This window comes from Streptomyces sp. NBC_00873 (assembly GCF_045207415.1).
Lineage (GTDB): Bacteria > Actinomycetota > Actinomycetes > Streptomycetales > Streptomycetaceae > Streptomyces.
The window spans coordinates 644,219-659,284 of sequence record NZ_CP108803.1; the positions used below are offsets into that span (position 1 = coordinate 644,219).

The 15,066-nt window shown below is 69.5% G+C and carries 14 protein-coding genes and 5 pseudogenes; 11 read left to right on the top strand and 8 right to left on the bottom strand.

Features of this window, described 5'->3' with window-relative positions; genetic code table 11:
- Window positions 1-126: 126 nt before the first annotated feature.
- The 3 genes and pseudogenes from OH809_RS03055 to OH809_RS03065 all read right to left on the bottom strand — a co-directional run.
- Window positions 127-381: pseudogene (locus OH809_RS03055) on the bottom strand (ATP-binding cassette domain-containing protein); the annotation flags it as partial.
- Window positions 378-724: pseudogene (locus tag OH809_RS03060) on the bottom strand (substrate-binding domain-containing protein); the annotation flags it as partial. The pseudogenes OH809_RS03060 and OH809_RS03055, both read right to left, overlap by 4 nt.
- 42 nt (window positions 725-766) lie before the next feature.
- The gene (locus OH809_RS03065; RefSeq protein WP_406424264.1) at window positions 767-1,783 is read right to left on the bottom strand and encodes an LLM class oxidoreductase; all 1,017 of its coding nucleotides are present in this window, start codon (window positions 1,781-1,783) and stop codon (window positions 767-769) included.
- 95 nt (window positions 1,784-1,878) lie between these two features.
- On the opposite strand from OH809_RS03065, the pseudogene OH809_RS03070 reads away from it, so the two are divergent.
- The 4 genes and pseudogenes from OH809_RS03070 to OH809_RS03085 all read left to right on the top strand — a co-directional run bounded on the left by OH809_RS03070 (window position 1,879) and on the right by OH809_RS03085 (window position 6,105).
- Window positions 1,879-2,873: pseudogene (locus OH809_RS03070) on the top strand (IS5 family transposase).
- A gap of 526 nt (window positions 2,874-3,399) precedes the next feature.
- Window positions 3,400-4,008 carry an NAD(P)H:quinone oxidoreductase gene (gene wrbA, locus OH809_RS03075; protein WP_406424262.1) on the top strand — a complete coding sequence of 203 codons (609 nt, stop codon included), beginning with the start codon at window positions 3,400-3,402 and terminating at the stop codon, window positions 4,006-4,008.
- A 623-nt stretch (window positions 4,009-4,631) separates the two neighbouring features.
- A complete protein-coding gene (locus OH809_RS03080) occupies window positions 4,632-5,303 on the top strand; it encodes a DsbA family oxidoreductase (RefSeq protein ID WP_406424260.1) in 672 nt (223 codons plus the stop codon).
- A 166-nt stretch (window positions 5,304-5,469) separates the two neighbouring features.
- Entirely contained in the window at window positions 5,470-6,105 is a 636-nt protein-coding gene (locus OH809_RS03085; protein WP_406424258.1) for an SDR family NAD(P)-dependent oxidoreductase, read from the top strand.
- A gap of 567 nt (window positions 6,106-6,672) precedes the next feature.
- Here OH809_RS03085 and OH809_RS03090 read toward each other — a convergent pair.
- The 4 genes from OH809_RS03090 to OH809_RS03105 form a co-directional block, all read right to left on the bottom strand.
- Complete coding sequence (locus tag OH809_RS03090) at window positions 6,673-7,317, bottom strand: DsbA family protein (RefSeq protein ID WP_406424256.1); 645 nt, start codon at window positions 7,315-7,317, stop codon at window positions 6,673-6,675.
- A gap of 159 nt (window positions 7,318-7,476) precedes the next feature.
- Window positions 7,477-8,190 (bottom strand): SDR family NAD(P)-dependent oxidoreductase, encoded by a 714-nt coding sequence (locus OH809_RS03095; protein ID WP_406424253.1) that lies wholly within the window; start codon window positions 8,188-8,190, stop codon window positions 7,477-7,479.
- A gap of 223 nt (window positions 8,191-8,413) precedes the next feature.
- Entirely contained in the window at window positions 8,414-8,716 is a 303-nt protein-coding gene (locus OH809_RS03100) for a muconolactone Delta-isomerase family protein (RefSeq protein ID WP_406424251.1), read from the bottom strand.
- Between the two features lie 153 nt (window positions 8,717-8,869).
- Window positions 8,870-9,250 carry a nuclear transport factor 2 family protein gene (locus OH809_RS03105; protein WP_406424249.1) on the bottom strand — a complete coding sequence of 127 codons (381 nt, stop codon included), beginning with the start codon at window positions 9,248-9,250 and terminating at the stop codon, window positions 8,870-8,872.
- Window positions 9,251-9,545: 295 nt separating this feature from the next.
- On the opposite strand from OH809_RS03105, the gene OH809_RS03110 reads away from it, so the two are divergent.
- Window positions 9,546-10,163: a TetR/AcrR family transcriptional regulator gene (locus OH809_RS03110; RefSeq protein ID WP_406424247.1), complete on the top strand. Its 618-nt coding sequence runs from the start codon at window positions 9,546-9,548 to the stop codon at window positions 10,161-10,163.
- A 120-nt stretch (window positions 10,164-10,283) separates the two neighbouring features.
- Complete coding sequence (locus OH809_RS03115; RefSeq protein WP_406424245.1) at window positions 10,284-11,318, top strand: nitronate monooxygenase; 1,035 nt, start codon at window positions 10,284-10,286, stop codon at window positions 11,316-11,318.
- Window positions 11,319-11,384: 66 nt separating this feature from the next.
- On the opposite strand, the gene OH809_RS03120 is transcribed toward OH809_RS03115, so the two are convergent.
- The gene (locus OH809_RS03120) at window positions 11,385-11,912 is read right to left on the bottom strand and encodes a hypothetical protein (RefSeq protein WP_406424243.1); all 528 of its coding nucleotides are present in this window, start codon (window positions 11,910-11,912) and stop codon (window positions 11,385-11,387) included.
- A gap of 121 nt (window positions 11,913-12,033) precedes the next feature.
- Here OH809_RS03120 and OH809_RS03125 point away from each other — a divergent pair.
- The 5 genes and pseudogenes from OH809_RS03125 to OH809_RS03145 form a co-directional block, all read left to right on the top strand.
- A pseudogene (locus OH809_RS03125) lies at window positions 12,034-12,649 on the top strand (transposase family protein); the annotation flags it as partial.
- 10 nt (window positions 12,650-12,659) lie between these two features.
- Complete coding sequence (locus OH809_RS03130; RefSeq protein ID WP_406424241.1) at window positions 12,660-12,929, top strand: MurR/RpiR family transcriptional regulator; 270 nt, start codon at window positions 12,660-12,662, stop codon at window positions 12,927-12,929.
- Between the two features lie 106 nt (window positions 12,930-13,035).
- Window positions 13,036-13,773 carry an N-acetylmuramic acid 6-phosphate etherase gene (locus OH809_RS03135; protein ID WP_406424239.1) on the top strand — a complete coding sequence of 246 codons (738 nt, stop codon included), beginning with the start codon at window positions 13,036-13,038 and terminating at the stop codon, window positions 13,771-13,773.
- A 312-nt stretch (window positions 13,774-14,085) separates the two neighbouring features.
- Window positions 14,086-14,685, top strand: a pseudogene (locus OH809_RS03140) (BadF/BadG/BcrA/BcrD ATPase family protein); the annotation flags it as partial.
- 37 nt (window positions 14,686-14,722) lie between these two features.
- Window positions 14,723-14,950, top strand: coding sequence for a hypothetical protein (locus OH809_RS03145; protein WP_406424237.1), 228 nt, complete (start codon window positions 14,723-14,725; stop codon window positions 14,948-14,950).
- The last annotated feature ends 116 nt before the right edge of the window (window positions 14,951-15,066 follow it).

Genomic DNA, 15,066 nt, shown 5'->3' on the forward strand with positions numbered 1-15,066 from the left:
GGCGAGATACCGGGAGGCCATCGACAATCTCATCGGGCGCATCGAGACGCTGACCGCCCCCGGACAACGCTGATCACCTACCGCACCACCGCGGCACACTGGGGCAGCAGCATCCCTTCGCCACAGGGCACTACCAAGGCGCTCGGAGTCCTGCGCACCGTGGATGCGCACCTCCTCGCCGCCTACCAGGATCCGCCCGGCATCGGGACGGTAGGCGCCGGAGAGCATCTTGATGAGGGTGCTCTTGCCCGCGCCGTTCTCACCGAGCAGTACGTGCACCTCGCCCCGGCGCAGATCGAAGTCGACGCCGTCGAGCGCGACCACGCCGGGAAAGGTCTTGCGTATGCCTTCGATGCACAGCAACTCGTCCGGGTTGCTCACGACTGGCTCCTTTCTACGGGGGACTGCACAGCGGGGGCTTGTGCAGGCGGCTCGCCGCACGAGCGGCGTACGACGAGACGGGCGGGGAGGGTGACGGACTCGGGGAGCCGCCCCTCGATGCGGTCGACCAGCGCGCGCACGGCGGCGCGCCCCAGCTCGCCCGTGCGCTGGGCGTCGCGGTGATCGGCGGATCGGTGTGCACGAACCACGGGATGTCGTCGAACGCGGCGAGCGCCATGTCGTCCGGCACCCGCAGTCCGCGCGCGCGGATGGCGTCCAGTGCGCCGAGCGCACTCAGGTTGTCGATGGCGAACACGGCCTCGGGCGGCTCGGCCAGGTCCGGGATCGGTTCCTGATGTGTCCTGGTGCGGGCTGCCGTGCGGGGTCATGCGACGTCGGTGGCGGAGTCCGGCAAGCCGCCGGGCGGGAAATGGGGCAGTACGTACTCGGCGAGTTCGTCGATGACCTCACCGACGGGCCGGCGGCTCTGCTTGAAGTTGATCATCAGCTGGTCGATGCCGATGCCCTGCCACACGTGCAACAGTTCCAGCAGGGGCTCGCGGCCGACGCTGATGCCCTGGTGGATCGGCCGCGGTGCGGCCACGGGGTCCTCGGCCAGATCGAGGTACGTGGCCTGAGCGAAGGGCTTGAGGGTTCCCTCATCGCGGCGGGTGAGCCGGCGCCATCGCTTGACGTTCAGCGCCTGCTGCTCCAGCGGCAGCGTGTAGAACAGCCACCCATCGGTGTGCTCGGCGATCCACTCGATCTCCTGCCGGCCCCGGCCGGTCATGAAGACGGGCAGCCGCCCGTGCGTGGGCTTGGGCAGCAGATCAGTGCCGTTCATCTCGCCCAACGGCGAGGACACGGTGGGGAAGCGGCGCTCGGTCACCGCGCGCAGGTAGGAGAGTGCTTCGCGGAACCGCTCGCCCCGGCTGTCGTAGTCGACGCCGTAGGCGGGAAACTCGACGGGCCGGTCCCCGGTGGCCACACCCAGCAGGAGCCGCCCGCCCGAGAGGTGATCGAGGCTGGCGGCGGCCTTGGCGGTGTCGAGCGGGTGGCGCAGCGGCAGTACGACGCTGGAGGTGCCCAGGCTGATCCGCTCGGTCGTGGCCGCGAGATAGCCGAGGTAGGTCCAGGTGTCGAAGACCTGCCCGGCATCGCCGAAGCTCAGGTCGAGCAGGGGTACGTCACGTACCCACACGGAAGCGAAGCCCGCGCGCTCGGCCTGCTGGATCCGGGCGACGTGTTCGGCGAGGGCCGGCACCGGGCCGCTGAACCCCTCCAGCGGGGTGATCACCCCGAGGGTCATCCGTCCCGTGCTGAAGGCGCGTCGCAGGCCGGGATGCGTGGCCCACCGCGACGGCTTGTCTCCCTGGACATCGATGGCTGCAGATTCAGACATGATGGTCACGCTAGGGACTAGGGCGTGTTCCAGGTTCAGATCACTGTTGGGTCAAATCGCTCCGCCGGAGTGGCTCGGGACGGTAGACATCCGGGGTGACGCGAGGCGATCTGACGGATGCAGAGTGGGAGTTGTTCGAGCCGCACCTGCCGCTCGGCGTGAGTGGACCGATCCCTGACCTGCGTAAACAGTTGAACGCGGTGATGTGGAGGTTCCGGACCGGGAGCCCGTGGCGCGACATCCCCGAACGCTACGGGTCCTGGTCCACCGTCTACGGCCGCTTCCAGAAGTGGGCCCTTGCGGGCACCTTCGAGACGCTGATGGAGCGGATGATCGCCGAGGCGGCCCGGCGAGGACAGGCCGATCTGGACCTGGTCAGCGTCGATTCCACCGTCGCACGCGCGCATCACCACGCGGCCGGCATGGCCGTCGAACCCGGGCTCCTGGAGGAACTGGTGAAAGCCGCCGAGGAGGAAAAGGGGCTCCAGCAAAGGGACAATCCGCCCAGGTGACGGCCGAAGGCGACCCGGTCGAGGAAGCGTTACGTGCCGAACGACGACGGATACGCCGCCGCCACAAGGCCCGCCTGAAAGCTGCCGCGTTGGGGCGCTCGCGGGGCGGGCTGACGGTCAAGACGCACCTGGCCACCGACCGGCGGTGCCGCCCGCTGTCGTTCGTGGTGACGCCGGGACAGGCGGCCGACAGTCCGCGTTTCGCCGCGGTCCTCGACCGAGTCAGGATCCGTGGGCCGGTCGGTCGGCCCCGCACCCGCCCCCGGGCCGTCGCCGCCGATAAGGCGTATTCCTCCCGCGCGAACCGCTCCTACCTGCGTAAACGCCGGATCCAGGCGGTGATCCCGGAGAAGAAGGACCAGGCCGCCCACCGCAAGAAGCGAGGCTCGAAGGGCGGCCGCCCCCTCTCCCACGACGCCGAGCTTTACAAGGAGAGGAACACCGTCGAGCGCGGCATCAACAAGATCAAGGAATGGCGAGGGCTGGCCACCCGCTACGACAAGACTCCTACCAGCTACCTCGCCGGACTCCACCTACGCGGATCGATCATCTGGCTCCGGAGTCTCCGCCCCACATGATCCGAACCTGGAACACGCCCTAACACCGATGTGAAGGTCAAGCCGGGGTGTGGAGAGATGGTTCTCGGTCTTCCTCATTGCCGTCGGAGCTCGCCGGGATCGGCCTGTCCACCGACTTCGCAGGCCTGCGCCGCACCGGTCCTCGCCCCCTTCTTCCTGGGCGCCTGTCTTTGGGCCACGGTGTCTCTCTCGAGTCTCGCCCTCCAGCACGCCATCGGCTCCCTCTGACCGCATCGCGGCCGTGCCTCTTCATGTTCATGTCGGCGTACGGACTTCTCTAGTGCACAGGCGGGTACGCGGTCCCCTGCACATCTGCGACGCCAGCACTCCTGAGCCCGCCTTATCGCGCAACTTCGGCCCGGCCCCGCCCCGAGGCGCGACCGGACCTCGGGGGATCGACGCAAGCGGCACCACACACAGCTTTGACAGTTCTAGACCAGTCGTCTACCTTTCCAAATAGGCGACCGGTCGGCTAGTCCGGTCGACCACTTCCTTCCAAGCACCCAGCAACGAATCGGAGGGCCCCGTGGCCACCCCCGTGAAGCTCGCAATCGTCTACTACTCCTCGACCGGCACCATCACCGAGATCGCCAAGGAACTCCACGACGCCGGCATCAAGGCCGGCGCCGAGGTCCGCCTGCTCAAGGCCGCCGAACTGGCCCCCCAGGCCGCTATCGACTCCAACCCCGCCTGGGCCGCCAACCACGCCGCCACCGTCGACATCCCCCTTGCCACACCCGACGACGTCGAGTGGGCCGATGCCGTCATCTTCGGCACCCCCACCCGCTTCGGCAACGTCTCCTCGCAACTCAAGCAGTTCATCGACACCCTCGGCGGCCTCTGGGCCCAGGGCAAGCTCGCCGACAAGGTCTACAGCGGCTTCGTTTCCACCGCCACCGCCCACGCCGGCCAGGAATCCACCCTGCTCGCCCTCTACAACTCCGTCCACCACTTCGGCGGCATCACCGTCACCCCCGGCTTCACCGACCCCGCCAAGTTCGTCGACGGCAACCCTTACGGCACCTCCCACATCGACGCCCAGGGCAACAACCCCGTCGACGGCACCACCCGCACAGCCGCACGCATCCAGGCCGAACGCGTCATCAAGATCGCCGCACAGCTCAAGGCTGCCTGACCACCCAGGGACTCCCCCGGCATGGGCCCAAGTCGGCGCCGCCCGCCCCCGCGGCGCCGACAAGGCCTCCCCGATGCAGAGAGGTCTTCACCATGACAGGACCGCACGTCGGGGTCCTGGACCGTGCACCGGACCTGCGGCCATGACATGACGGGGTGCAGATCGGGCGGACGAGCCGGCAAGGGTACTTCAGGCCGGTTCCGACAGGGCCGTGACAAGACAACATGGACGGGCGTCAGCGACGGGTCGTCCCCATCGGCGGCGGGTACGCGGGCGTCAAGCTCGCGCGGGAAACAGTCGAGACCAGTGCCCTCCCGGCGGTGTTCCGGCGGCCGTCGGTGTGCACCATCGGGTCCAGCCGCCGGATCGGCGTTCGGGAGGTGAACGTCACCGCGCCCCGAGGTCGTGCGAACCCCGTACCGGACCGCCAGGCCTCCGTTGTCAATAGACGGTCGGTCGTCTATTATTTCTCGACCGACCCCGACCGTCCGACAGGACCTTGCGACCTGTCCCACCGTGGTCGGAACACGACCCCACCTCGGTCAGGACGGACCGGGCGCCGTCGCCGACCCGGCGCGGTCTCCGCATCCGGAAGGCCCACTGCGACTTGGAGACACCAACACATGCGCGTCGAGATCTGGACCGATATCGCCTGCCCCTGGTGCTACATCGGCAAAGCACGTTTTGAGCGAGCCCTCGCAACCTTCGACCACCGTGACCACGTCGAGGTGGTTCACCGGTCGTTCGAACTCAACCCAAAGGCCGAGGACGGTACAACACCGATCATCGACGCTGTCGCGGCCCAGTACGGGCGCACCCGCGGGCAGCAGGTCGCAAGAGAGGAGTACGCCGCGTCCGAAGCGCACGCCGAAGGGCTCGGTTTCCGGGTCGGCGCACGCGTCCACGGAAACACCTTCGACCTCCACCGCCTGCTGCACTTCGCCAAGGCCCGCGGCCTCCAGGTCGAGCTGATGAATCTCGCCTTCCGGGTGAACTTCGCAGACGAGCGCTCGATCTACGACAGGGAGACCCTGGTGAGCCTGGCGGCCGAAGTGGGCCTGGACGAGGCAGAGGCACGCGAGGTGCTCGCCGATGCCGACGCGTACGCCAAGGAGGTACGGGCCGACGAGCGGGAGGCCGCCGAACTGGGGGCAGGCGGCGTGCCGTTCTTCGTGCTGGATCGACAGTACGGCGTGACCGGCCTGCAGTCCTTCGAGCTGTTCAGCCGGACGCTGGAGCAGGCATGGGAGAACCGTTCGGCGTCGCGGCCCGGGCACCCGGACACTGCAGCGTGACGACTTGCCGTTCGGCGGCCCGCGAGCCCGGGCCGCGACGCCCCGCGCTGAGCGCCGGGCAGCCTCAACAGGCCCAGGGATGCGTACCAACTCTCTGGATTGCAGAAAGAAAGCCAGGTGTTAGCCCGAGAGCAGTCGGCATCTTGCGCCTGCATCCGAGCCGTATATGAACGTCGGACCGGATCCGATGCCGCCCCGGCCGTGCCGGGGTCGTGCGGAATGCGGCTGTCCGAGCCGTCCGTCCCGGTCAGGACTCGTACCGCTGCGGCTGGACGTCACCGATCACGCCACGGTCGCCGCGGCCGCGAACGACGTCTCCATCGTCATCAACAACGCGGGGATCGGGGGCGCGAGCACCGGGCTCCTGGAAGGCGACTTCGCCGGTGCGCGCCAGGCGATGGAGGTCAACTACTTCGGAACCTGGGCCGCCTCCCGGGCCTTCGCCCCGGTTCTGGCCCGGAACGGCGGCGGGGCGCTGGTGAACATGCTCTCGCTGGCATCCTGGCTCGGCCAGCCGCAGTTCCCCGGCTACGCGGCCTCCAAGGCGGCGCAGTGGTCGTTGACGGACGCCCTTCGGCAGGCCCTGCACACGCAGGGCACCCTGGTGGTGGGGGTGCATGCTGGTTTCGTCGACACGGATCTCAGCGCCTGGACGGACGCGCCGAAGGTCGGGGCCTCCACCGTGGCCGAACTGACGATGGACGCCCTGGCCAACGACCGGCTCGAAGTCCTCGCCGGCGAGGAGACCAGGCACGTGAAGGCCGCCCTGTCGCAGCCCGCGAGCACCACACCCGGCAGCTGATGCGTCGCGCCGACCGGCGACCGGCGGCGGGGCCCCAGTCCTGCAGGAGATGACGCAGCGAGCCGATTCGTCGGCCGATGACGGCACGGCTGCATGCCCACCTTGCCGCAGGACGGCACCGGTGCGGCCGCCCAGTTGTTCGGGCAGCTCGTCGCCGACACCGCGGTGTGCACGACGAATCAGCTGACCGTCGCTGCCGGGAGCTTCGAAGCCGGAGCGTGTCCGGACCCACCACGGCCCATGCGCGAGGCGGAAAAATCATGGGCTGCTCCGCACAGGCACTCTTCCTTGCGGACGGCGGGAAGGCGGTCGATATGGGCCCGCAGAACTGGCTACCGCCCGGCCTCATGGACAGCCGTGCGCGGCCCGGACATGGGGGCGTCAGGCCCCAAGGGAGCACGTCACGGTCGGCGCTGATGCCGATTTCCAGACCGGGCACGGTAACCCTGCGGACGATCCCGCCGAACTCCCGGACGTCGAGGCCGTCTTCTGCGCCTGAGTCCGGATTCGCCAGGGCATCCCTCACCGGTACCGGCAGTGACGGCCACGCATGGCGCACCCGCACGGTCAGTCGAAGAGCGGACCGACGGTACGGGTGCGCTTGATCTCGTAGAAGCCTGGCGTGGAAACGACGGCGAGGGCGCCGTCCCACAGCTGTGCGGCCTGTTCGCCCTTGGGGGCAGGGGTGACGACCGGGCCGAAGAAGGCCACCTTGTCGGTGCCGGGGCCCGGACCCGGTACGGCGATGATCGGACTGCCGACATCCTCGCCGACCAGCGCGATGCCCTCGAGGTGCGAGGCTCGCACCAGTTCGTCATAGGTGTCCGTGTCGCCGGCGTCAGCAAGGTCCGCGGGCAGTCCGACGTCGCGGAGCGCCGCTTCGATTGTGGGGCGGGTACTGGGCTGCTCCTGCAGGTGGAACCGGGTGCCCAGCGCGGTGTACAGCGGCTCCAGCACCTCCAGGCCATGATCCTGCGAGGCCGCGGTCAGAACGCGGACCGGCGCCCATGCCTGCCTCATCAGAAGACGGATGCGCTCGGGCAGTTCGTCGAGGCGGCCCTCGTTGAGGACGGCCAGGCTCATCACATGCCAGGTGATGTCGACCGGCCGGGTCTCGCGGACCTCCAGCATCCAGCGGGAGGTCAGCCACGTCCACGGGCATACGGGGTCGAACCAGAAGTCGACGGATGTGCGGGGGTGGAAGTCATTCACAAGGTGATCCAAACGTGGTGGCGAAGCCTGCAGGAAGGGCCGGGGAACGGTTCAACGGTCGGCGGGGAGGCCAGTACGGGATGGCCCCGATCCGAGTGCGGTCCGCGGCAGGGACGAGGGACGGGCGCCCCTGCCGCGGACCATGCGGACCGCACCGGCTCAGCGGCCGGCCGTCTGGCCGCCGTCGACGGGGAGGATGACGCCGGTGACGAACGACGCGTTCTCGAGGTAGACCACCGCGTCGACGATGTCGCTCACCTCACCCATCCGGCCGACCGGGTGCAGGTCGGCGAGGAACTCGTGGTGCTCCTCGGGGTGCATCGGGGTCTTGATGGTGCCCAGGGCGACGGCGTTGCTGCGGATGCCGCGGGTAGCGTACTCGATGGCCAGCGCCTTGGTTGCGGACTGCAGGCCGCCCTTGGTCAGCGAGGCGAGTACAGAGGTCACGCAGGAGTCGGGCTGGTCGCCCAGGCTGCTCGTGATCTGCACGATATGACCGCCGCCGTGCTCGAGCATCCGCTCGACCGCGAGCTGGGTGATCCGGAAGAAGCCGTCCAGATTCACGCCGCGCACGGCGTTGTAGTCGTCCTCGGTGTAGTCGGTGAAGGGCTTCGCGACGAAGATCCCGGCGTTGTTGACCAGCGTGTCGACGCGGCCGAACCTCTCGACGGCCGCGGCAATGACGCGCTCGGCGGTGGCACGGTCGGCGATGTCGCCCTGGACGGTGAGGATCTCAGGGTCCTGCGACTCGGGAATCCTGCGCGAGGTGGCGACGACGGCATAGCCCAGCTCGCGGTAGGCGGCGACCAGGCCGGCGCCGATGCCCTGCGAGGCGCCGGTGATGACCGCGACCTTCTGTACCGGGTTGCTCATGATGACCTTCTTCAGTAACGGGATGTGCAGTTTTAGCCGACCGGTCATCTATGACTGGACGGGTCAAAATGAAATTCGGGCGCGATCGCAGACACCCGGGGCGGTGCGCCCGGAGAGAGCGGCGAGCACCCGGCGGGTTGCGCTCAGGAGAGCGGGAATCAGCCCTGGGGCCGCGACGACGGCCGGGCGACGGGGAGCCGCATACGGGACGGAGTACGCAAAGTCAGGCGGCGCCGCCGACCTTGCCCGGATCGCTGGGATGCGGCTGGACGACGGTGACCACCGAGGCCATCCACGGCCAGAGGGGCAGCGTGCCGAGCACCTTCTCGTACAGCTCGACCTCGTCGGCGGCGCGCCACAGACCGATGCTCCGCAGTTCACCCACCGGGCGCCACAGCCTGACGAGATGGCCCGCGGCAGCCAGCTCCCGGGCCCGGACGGATTCGGCCGTGCGGCGGCGGTCGACCTCGGCCTGCTCGGTGCCCTCAGGGACGGTCGTGGTGAGCTCGACCAGGAACTCCTTCATGGTCTTTCCTCTCTCTGCATTCGATTGCGGCCTCCGGCGGTGCGGGGCAGCACGGAAGGGACGGTGGTGCACTCCCCGGCGAACCGTGCCCGCGGAAAGCGGGCACGGCCAGGCGGACGGCCGGGCCGGCGGGTGTGGAGCCGCACCGACACCTCAGTGGTCGGTGGCGATCCGGGAGACGTGGTACTGACGGATCCGCCAGCTGTCGGCATCGCGCTGCAGGACCAGAGACAGGTGCACAGGGGCGTGCCACCCGTTCGAACCCCGGAAGACGACGTCGGCGAACCCTCCGGCAATCTGCTCGCCGATGCGGTAGCTGTGGACATCCCCGACGTGGGCGCTGCGGTCGTCCGCTACGGCCTCGTAGTAGCTGCGTACGGCGTCGCGCCCGAAGAGGACCTCGGGCCCGAACCCCTGGAAGAGCGCGTCGGTCGCGAAAAGGTCGGCCATGGCATCCAGCCGGTGGCCGTCGAAGGCGGCCTTCCAGCGGCCCAGCACCTCGCGCATCGGGTCGTTCATGGTGTCAGCACTCATGGTGTCAGTACTCCTCTGTGCAGAGCGGAGGGAAAGGCGGCGCTCGCCCACGGGCGGATGCCGTCGGGAACAGGGGTCGAAAAGCACTGGTGAGCCACCGCAGCAGCAAGCTGCTGCGTCCGGCCGAGCCAGGGCGATGGTGGTGCGGTTCCCGGCGCACCGGGCGCGATACTGGGCGTGCGCCAGGAACCGGACCGTCACAGCCGGCGTCGGCGCGTTCGTACGAGACGGGCACTCACCGACAATTAGCCGACCGGTCTAGTACAACATAGGCGAGCGGTCGTATAGTGGCAACATGGGAAGGACAAGTGATGCCAGAGAGAAAATTCTCGGTGCTGCGCACTCGCTCCTCGAGCTGCGCGGCTATTCGGCTCTGGGCGTGGCCGAGATCTGCAAGACGGCCGGGGTACCCAAGGGCAGTTTCTACCACTTCTTCGAGTCCAAGGAGGCTCTCGCGCTCGCCGTGATCGACGAGCAGTGGGCCATCCAGCGGAGCGACTGGACCCGCATCCTCAACAGCGACGCGCAGCCACTACAGCGGCTGCGGCAGCTCTTCGAGGAGACGGAGGCCGAACAGCTGGCCGGTCAGCGGAGCTGCGGAACCGTTTCCGGCTGCATGTTCGGCAATCTCACCCTGGAGATGAGCAACCAGACCGAAGCCGTCCGCAAGCGCCTGCAGGAGATCTTCGACGCCCAGGTCGAGATGGTCGATACGGTCATCACCGAGGCTCTCGAGCATGGCGAGGTCACAGTGAGCAACACCCGCGAAGCCGCGCGATCCGTCGTCGCACAGCTTGAGGGCCAGGTCCTGTTCGCCAAGCTCTACAACAACGCTTCCCAGCTCGGCGCGCTCTGGACGAACTGCCTGGCGCTGCTGGGCGCTCGCAGCCCGCACGTATCGGCCGCCGTCTGACACGACGGCTGCAGGTCTCGATCTGCAGCCGTCGGGGCCGACCGGCGGGGCCCTGACCGGGGTTCGGCTCGCCACGGGGCTCGACCAGGCTAGCGGTGCCAACCCGCAGGAGGAACACACATGACGCTCGCGCCACTGCTCGATCTCGGGGTGAGCACCCCAATTCTCGCCGCACCGATGGCCGGCGGCCCCACCACGCCGGCGCTGGTCACCGCGGCCGCTCGAGCGACCAGCCTCGGGTTCCTTGCAGGCGGCTACCGAACCGCCGACGCGCTGGCCGAGCAGATCGCGCAGGTCCGCGCCGACGGCGTGGCCTTCGGCGTCAACCTGTTCGCCCCCAACCCCGACCCGGTTGACCGGGACGCCTTCCACAACTACGCCCGCACGATCGCACCCGATGCCCAGGCGCACGGCGTCGACGTCGTGACAGCCGGGATCATCGAGGACGACGACCACTGGTCGGACAAGATCGACCTGTTGCTGTCCAACCCGGTGCCGGTCGTCAGCTTCACCTTCGGCGTACCGGAGGCAGCCGTGATCGCCGCGTTGCACGCCGCCGGGACACTGGTCTTCCAGACGGTCACCTCTCCCGCCGAGGCCCAACAGGCCGCGGAAGCCGGCGTGGACGTGCTGGCCGTGCAGGCCTCGGCGGCAGGCGGGCACTCCGGCACGCTGACCCCGCAGCACCTTCCGGCACCTGTGCGCCTGACCGACCTGTTGGGTCAGGTGCGCCAGGCGGTGACCCTCCCGCTCGTCGCCGCAGGCGGAGTGGCCACCCCGGCGGACGTGACCGAGGCACTGCGTGCCGGAGCCGCGGCGGTCATGGTCGGCACCGTCCTGCTGCGCGCCGACGAGGCCGGCACCTCACGACCCCACCGGACCGCACTAACCGACCCGGTACAGCGCGGGACCGTGGTGACCCGGGCGTTCACCGGCCGTCCCGCAAGGGCGCTGCGCAACGGCTTCACCGACCGCTACACCGACCTCGCCCCAGCCGGCTATCCCGCGCTGCACCACCTGACCAGCCCCATGCGCAAGGCCGCCGCTGCGGCGGACGACCCCGAGCGGATCAACCTGTGGGCCGGCACCGGGTACCGTCATGCCACCGCCGAGCCCGCCGCGCAGATCCTGCATCGGCTGGCGTCCGGGCTCTGACCGCCGCACCGTGCCCGCCGCCCGGCACACTCCGGGCGGCTCGAGCGCCGGGCAAGTCCGGCCCCCTCAGACCAAGGGGACTCCGAGCAGGGCCTCCAACTGCGCGATCGTCTCTTTCGGGTCCTTCGCGTGGACGCCCGCCAGCCCCAACTCCGCTGCCGGCGCGAGGTACTGCTCCGTGTCGTCCACGAGTCGAGGATGAGACCGGTGCGGTGGGTCATGACGGGAACTCCAGCTGGAGGGGCGAGGGCTTGGATGTCGATCGGCGTCTCTGGGCGCCGGCCGTGGGACCGCGGACCGCCATACAGCGACCGCCGGCGGGCTTGTCCTTGACAGCCGTGACCGCCCCGAGGTCGACCCCGGGTTCCTGGGCGAGCGCGAGAGCTCCTTCCCTCCCGGATCGTGCTTGTCATAGCTGAGGTGATCGGTGATCTCACCCTCGAGGGCCGACTTCAGGAGCCGTTTGGTCAGCTGCAAGCCCTCGGCCAGGGCCCGGCCCACCAGCTCGTCAATCAGCCGGTCGTCCACAGACTTCGACAACATCGCCTCAGACGGCTCGACGGTGTCAACCTCGGTCACGTTGTCGCTGGTCATCCGCATCTTCCATGATCGGGAGTTACACCTTTCGTTTGGCTCTGCCCCGTAATCGGTGGTGCCGAAGGGTGACGGTCGTCGTTGACGTTGCATGCGAGATGTCAACCAGCTTGTGGGCGTCATGTTTTCGGGACTTGCGTCACTGGTCGTCGAGGACGTGGCGGACGAGGGCGAGGTCATCCAGGTGTCGGCCCGGACCCGGGCCGAGCCGGTGCCGTGCCCGGTGCGCTGGCAGCTGACGGGGCGGGTGCACGGCTTCCACCGACGTACGATCGCGGACGTGCCTGTGGACGGCAGGCGAGTCGTGGTGTCGGTGCGGGTCCGGCGCCTGGTCTGCCTGGTGCTGGGCTGCCCGCCGCAGACTTTCCGTGAACAGGTCCCCGGCCTGATCGAACGCTACCAGCGGCGCACGCGCCGACTCGCTGACCAACTCGGCCAGGTGGTGAAGGAGTTAGCGGGCCGGGCAGGCTCCCGCCTCTCCCGCGCCCTGGCCGCGGCGATCTCCCGCTCGACCGCCCTTGCGGCTGTTGAGCCGGCTGCCCCTGCCTGCGCTGCAGGTGCCACAGGTCCTCGGTGTCGACGACTTCGCGCTCAAGCGCCGCCACCGCTACGCCACGATCCTGACCGCCGCCGAGACCGGCGAACGGGTCGACGTGCTCCTGGGCCGCAGCGCCGATGGCCTGGAGCGGTGGCTGCACGAACACCCCGGCGTGGAGATCGTCTGCCGCGACGGTTCACCGTGCCCTGATGAACGCAGCGCATCTGCGGCCCGGCGATGTGGCTGTCGGAATCTCGCACTCCGGCCGCACCCAGGAGACTCTCGACCCACTGCGCGAGGCAGCCCTGCGCGGTGCGGCAACCCTCGCGCTCACCAATGACAGCGGATCCCCCATCACCGCATTGGCCGATCTGGTGCTGTGCTCCGCGGGACGGGAGGCGCCCTTCCGTAGCAGGGCCACCGTCAGCCGCATCAGCCAACTCTTCGTTGTGGACTGCCTGTTCGTACGCCTGGCTTAGGCGAGCGGCCCAGATGCGACCAACTCGGCGCTGAGCCGTGCCTACCGCGCGGTCGAGCGGCACCGGGCCGTGAGCGGGCACGGCACCAGCGAAGAAAGGAACGACCATGACTGGGAGGGAGACTGCTCCGCCGCCACTGACCGAGGCCCGCAACCCGGCGACGCACGACCTGGACGAGCTCAGCGTGCCCGAGCTCGTCGACCGGATCACCGACCAGGACCGGCAGGCGCTGCTGGCCGTGCGCGCCGTCCGCGAGGACATCGCGCACCTGGTCGCCATGGGCGTGGACGTCCTGCGCGGCGGCGGCCGGATCCACTACTTCGGCGCCGGCTCCTCCGGGCGCTTCGGGGTGCTCGACGCTGCCGAAGTGGTCCCGACCTTCGGCGTCGGGCCCCGAGTCTTCGTGGCACACCTGGCCGGCGGCCCCGCCGCCATGACCGACGCCGTGGAGGACGTCGAGGACGACGCGGACGCCGGGGCGCTGGAGGCGACCGAGGTCACCGGGGCGGATCTCGCCATCGGGCTCAGCGCCAGTGGTGCCACCGCCTACGTCGGCGGCTCGCTGTGCCGGGCCCGTTCCACCGGCGCCGCCACCGCGCTGGTGTCCGGCGAACCCGAGCGCACCGCTGGGAGCCGAAGCGGACCTGCACATCGCGTTGGCGACCGGTCCGGAATCGGTCACCGGATCCACCCGGATGAAGGCTGGTACCGCCCAGAAGCTGGTGCTCACCACGTTCTCCACTGCGGCAATGGTCCGCCTCGGGCGCACTTACTCGAACCTGATGGTGTCGCTTACCGCGGTCAACGACAAACTTCGGCGCCGCAGTGTGCGCCTCCTGTGTGAGGCCGCCGCAGTGGACACGGACGCCGCCGGCCGGGCGCTGGCCGCCGCCGGCGATACCCGGGTAGCCCTGGTGGGCCTGCTCGCCGACCTGCCCGCAGACCACGCCCGGCACCTGCTCGAGCGCCATGGAGGTTCGGTCAAGGCTGTAGTCCACTCAGCCGTGAATCCGGTTCTCGAGTCATGACTGTGGTGCGGGTGGTCGGCGTCGACGTGGGCGGCACCGGAGTGGGGGTCGGCATCCGGGAGTTGGGTTCGGACGCGCCAGCCCTCTGGACGGACCGGTGAGCCCCCGCCAAGATCGGTCCGGCCAACCTGGATGCCGCTGCCGTACTGGAAGTGGTCGGTCCGGCGTTGGAGACACTGCTGGCCAACTCCGCGACCGGCATGCTCGGCACGGCCGACACCATCGCGGTGGGAGCCACCGGATTCGCGTTGCTCGGCGGCGAACCGCGTAACCGGCTGCCACAGGCACTGGCCGACCGCTTCCGCGCGCGCCGAGTAGTGCTGGCGAGCGACGCGACAACCGCCTACGCCGCGACGAACGGCACCGGGCCGTGGGCCGCGATCGCAGCCGGAACCGGTGCCGTCGCCCTGGGACTTGACCCTGAGAGAGGCTGGCGCCGAGCCGACGGCCGGGGGCACCTCCTCGGCGACGACGGCGGCGGTGCCTGGATCAGGCGTGAGGGCCTGGCGGCGGCACTGCGCGCCTACGACGGCCGTCCGGACAGCTCCCCGCAACTGCTGGACGCGCTCGTTCGACGGTTCGGACCGCCAGAGGCACTGCCCAAACTGATCCACCCCAGCCCGCAGCGCGCCGGCCTGTTGGCCGGCTTTGCTCCAGCCGTCGCGGCCTGCGCCCGCAACGGTGACGCGCGGGCGAACTCCATCCTGGTCCGGGCCGGGCGGGCTCTCGCCGAGACCGCTCACCGCGGCCCCCGACGACGCCCACGTGCCGATCGGGCGCACCGGCAAGCTCTTCCGGATCGGCGACGCGATGCTCGCCGCGTTCGAGACACGGCTGCGCGAACTGCACCCCCGCGTACGCCTCGCGGCATCCAACGGCGAACCACTGCGCGGCGCCCTCGGCCTGGCCGCCTCGGCGGCCACCGGCACCTGGATGCTGCCCACGGACGACGCACTGCTCATACTCACCCACTTCGACCACGTCGACGGATGAAAGAGGCTGTCATGACAAGTACCACGGCCTCCAGTCGGGCCTCGCGGCGCCCAAGACTGCTGCCGCTGGCCATCGTAGGCAGCGTCGCCGCGATGGGTGTCATCTACGGCTACGAC

Bases quoted from the DNA above. Each gene is read 5' to 3' on its own strand.
- OH809_RS03065 (WP_406424264.1), bottom strand. From the start codon at position 1,783: ATGTCTGAATCTGCAGCCATCGATGTCCAGGGAGACAAGCCGTCGCGG.
- OH809_RS03080 (WP_406424260.1), top strand. From the start codon at position 4,632: ATGCGCGTCGAGATCTGGACCGATATCGCCTGCCCCTGGTGCTACATC.
- OH809_RS03085 (WP_406424258.1), top strand. From the start codon at position 5,470: ATGAACGTCGGACCGGATCCGATGCCGCCCCGGCCGTGCCGGGGTCGT.
- OH809_RS03095 (WP_406424253.1), bottom strand. From the start codon at position 8,190: ATGAGCAACCCGGTACAGAAGGTCGCGGTCATCACCGGCGCCTCGCAG.
- OH809_RS03100 (WP_406424251.1), bottom strand. From the start codon at position 8,716: ATGAAGGAGTTCCTGGTCGAGCTCACCACGACCGTCCCTGAGGGCACC.
- OH809_RS03105 (WP_406424249.1), bottom strand. From the start codon at position 9,250: ATGAGTGCTGACACCATGAACGACCCGATGCGCGAGGTGCTGGGCCGC.
- OH809_RS03110 (WP_406424247.1), top strand. From the start codon at position 9,546: ATGGGAAGGACAAGTGATGCCAGAGAGAAAATTCTCGGTGCTGCGCAC.
- OH809_RS03115 (WP_406424245.1), top strand. From the start codon at position 10,284: ATGACGCTCGCGCCACTGCTCGATCTCGGGGTGAGCACCCCAATTCTC.
- OH809_RS03120 (WP_406424243.1), bottom strand. From the start codon at position 11,912: ATGACCAGCGACAACGTGACCGAGGTTGACACCGTCGAGCCGTCTGAG.
- OH809_RS03130 (WP_406424241.1), top strand. From the start codon at position 12,660: ATGAACGCAGCGCATCTGCGGCCCGGCGATGTGGCTGTCGGAATCTCG.
- OH809_RS03135 (WP_406424239.1), top strand. From the start codon at position 13,036: ATGACTGGGAGGGAGACTGCTCCGCCGCCACTGACCGAGGCCCGCAAC.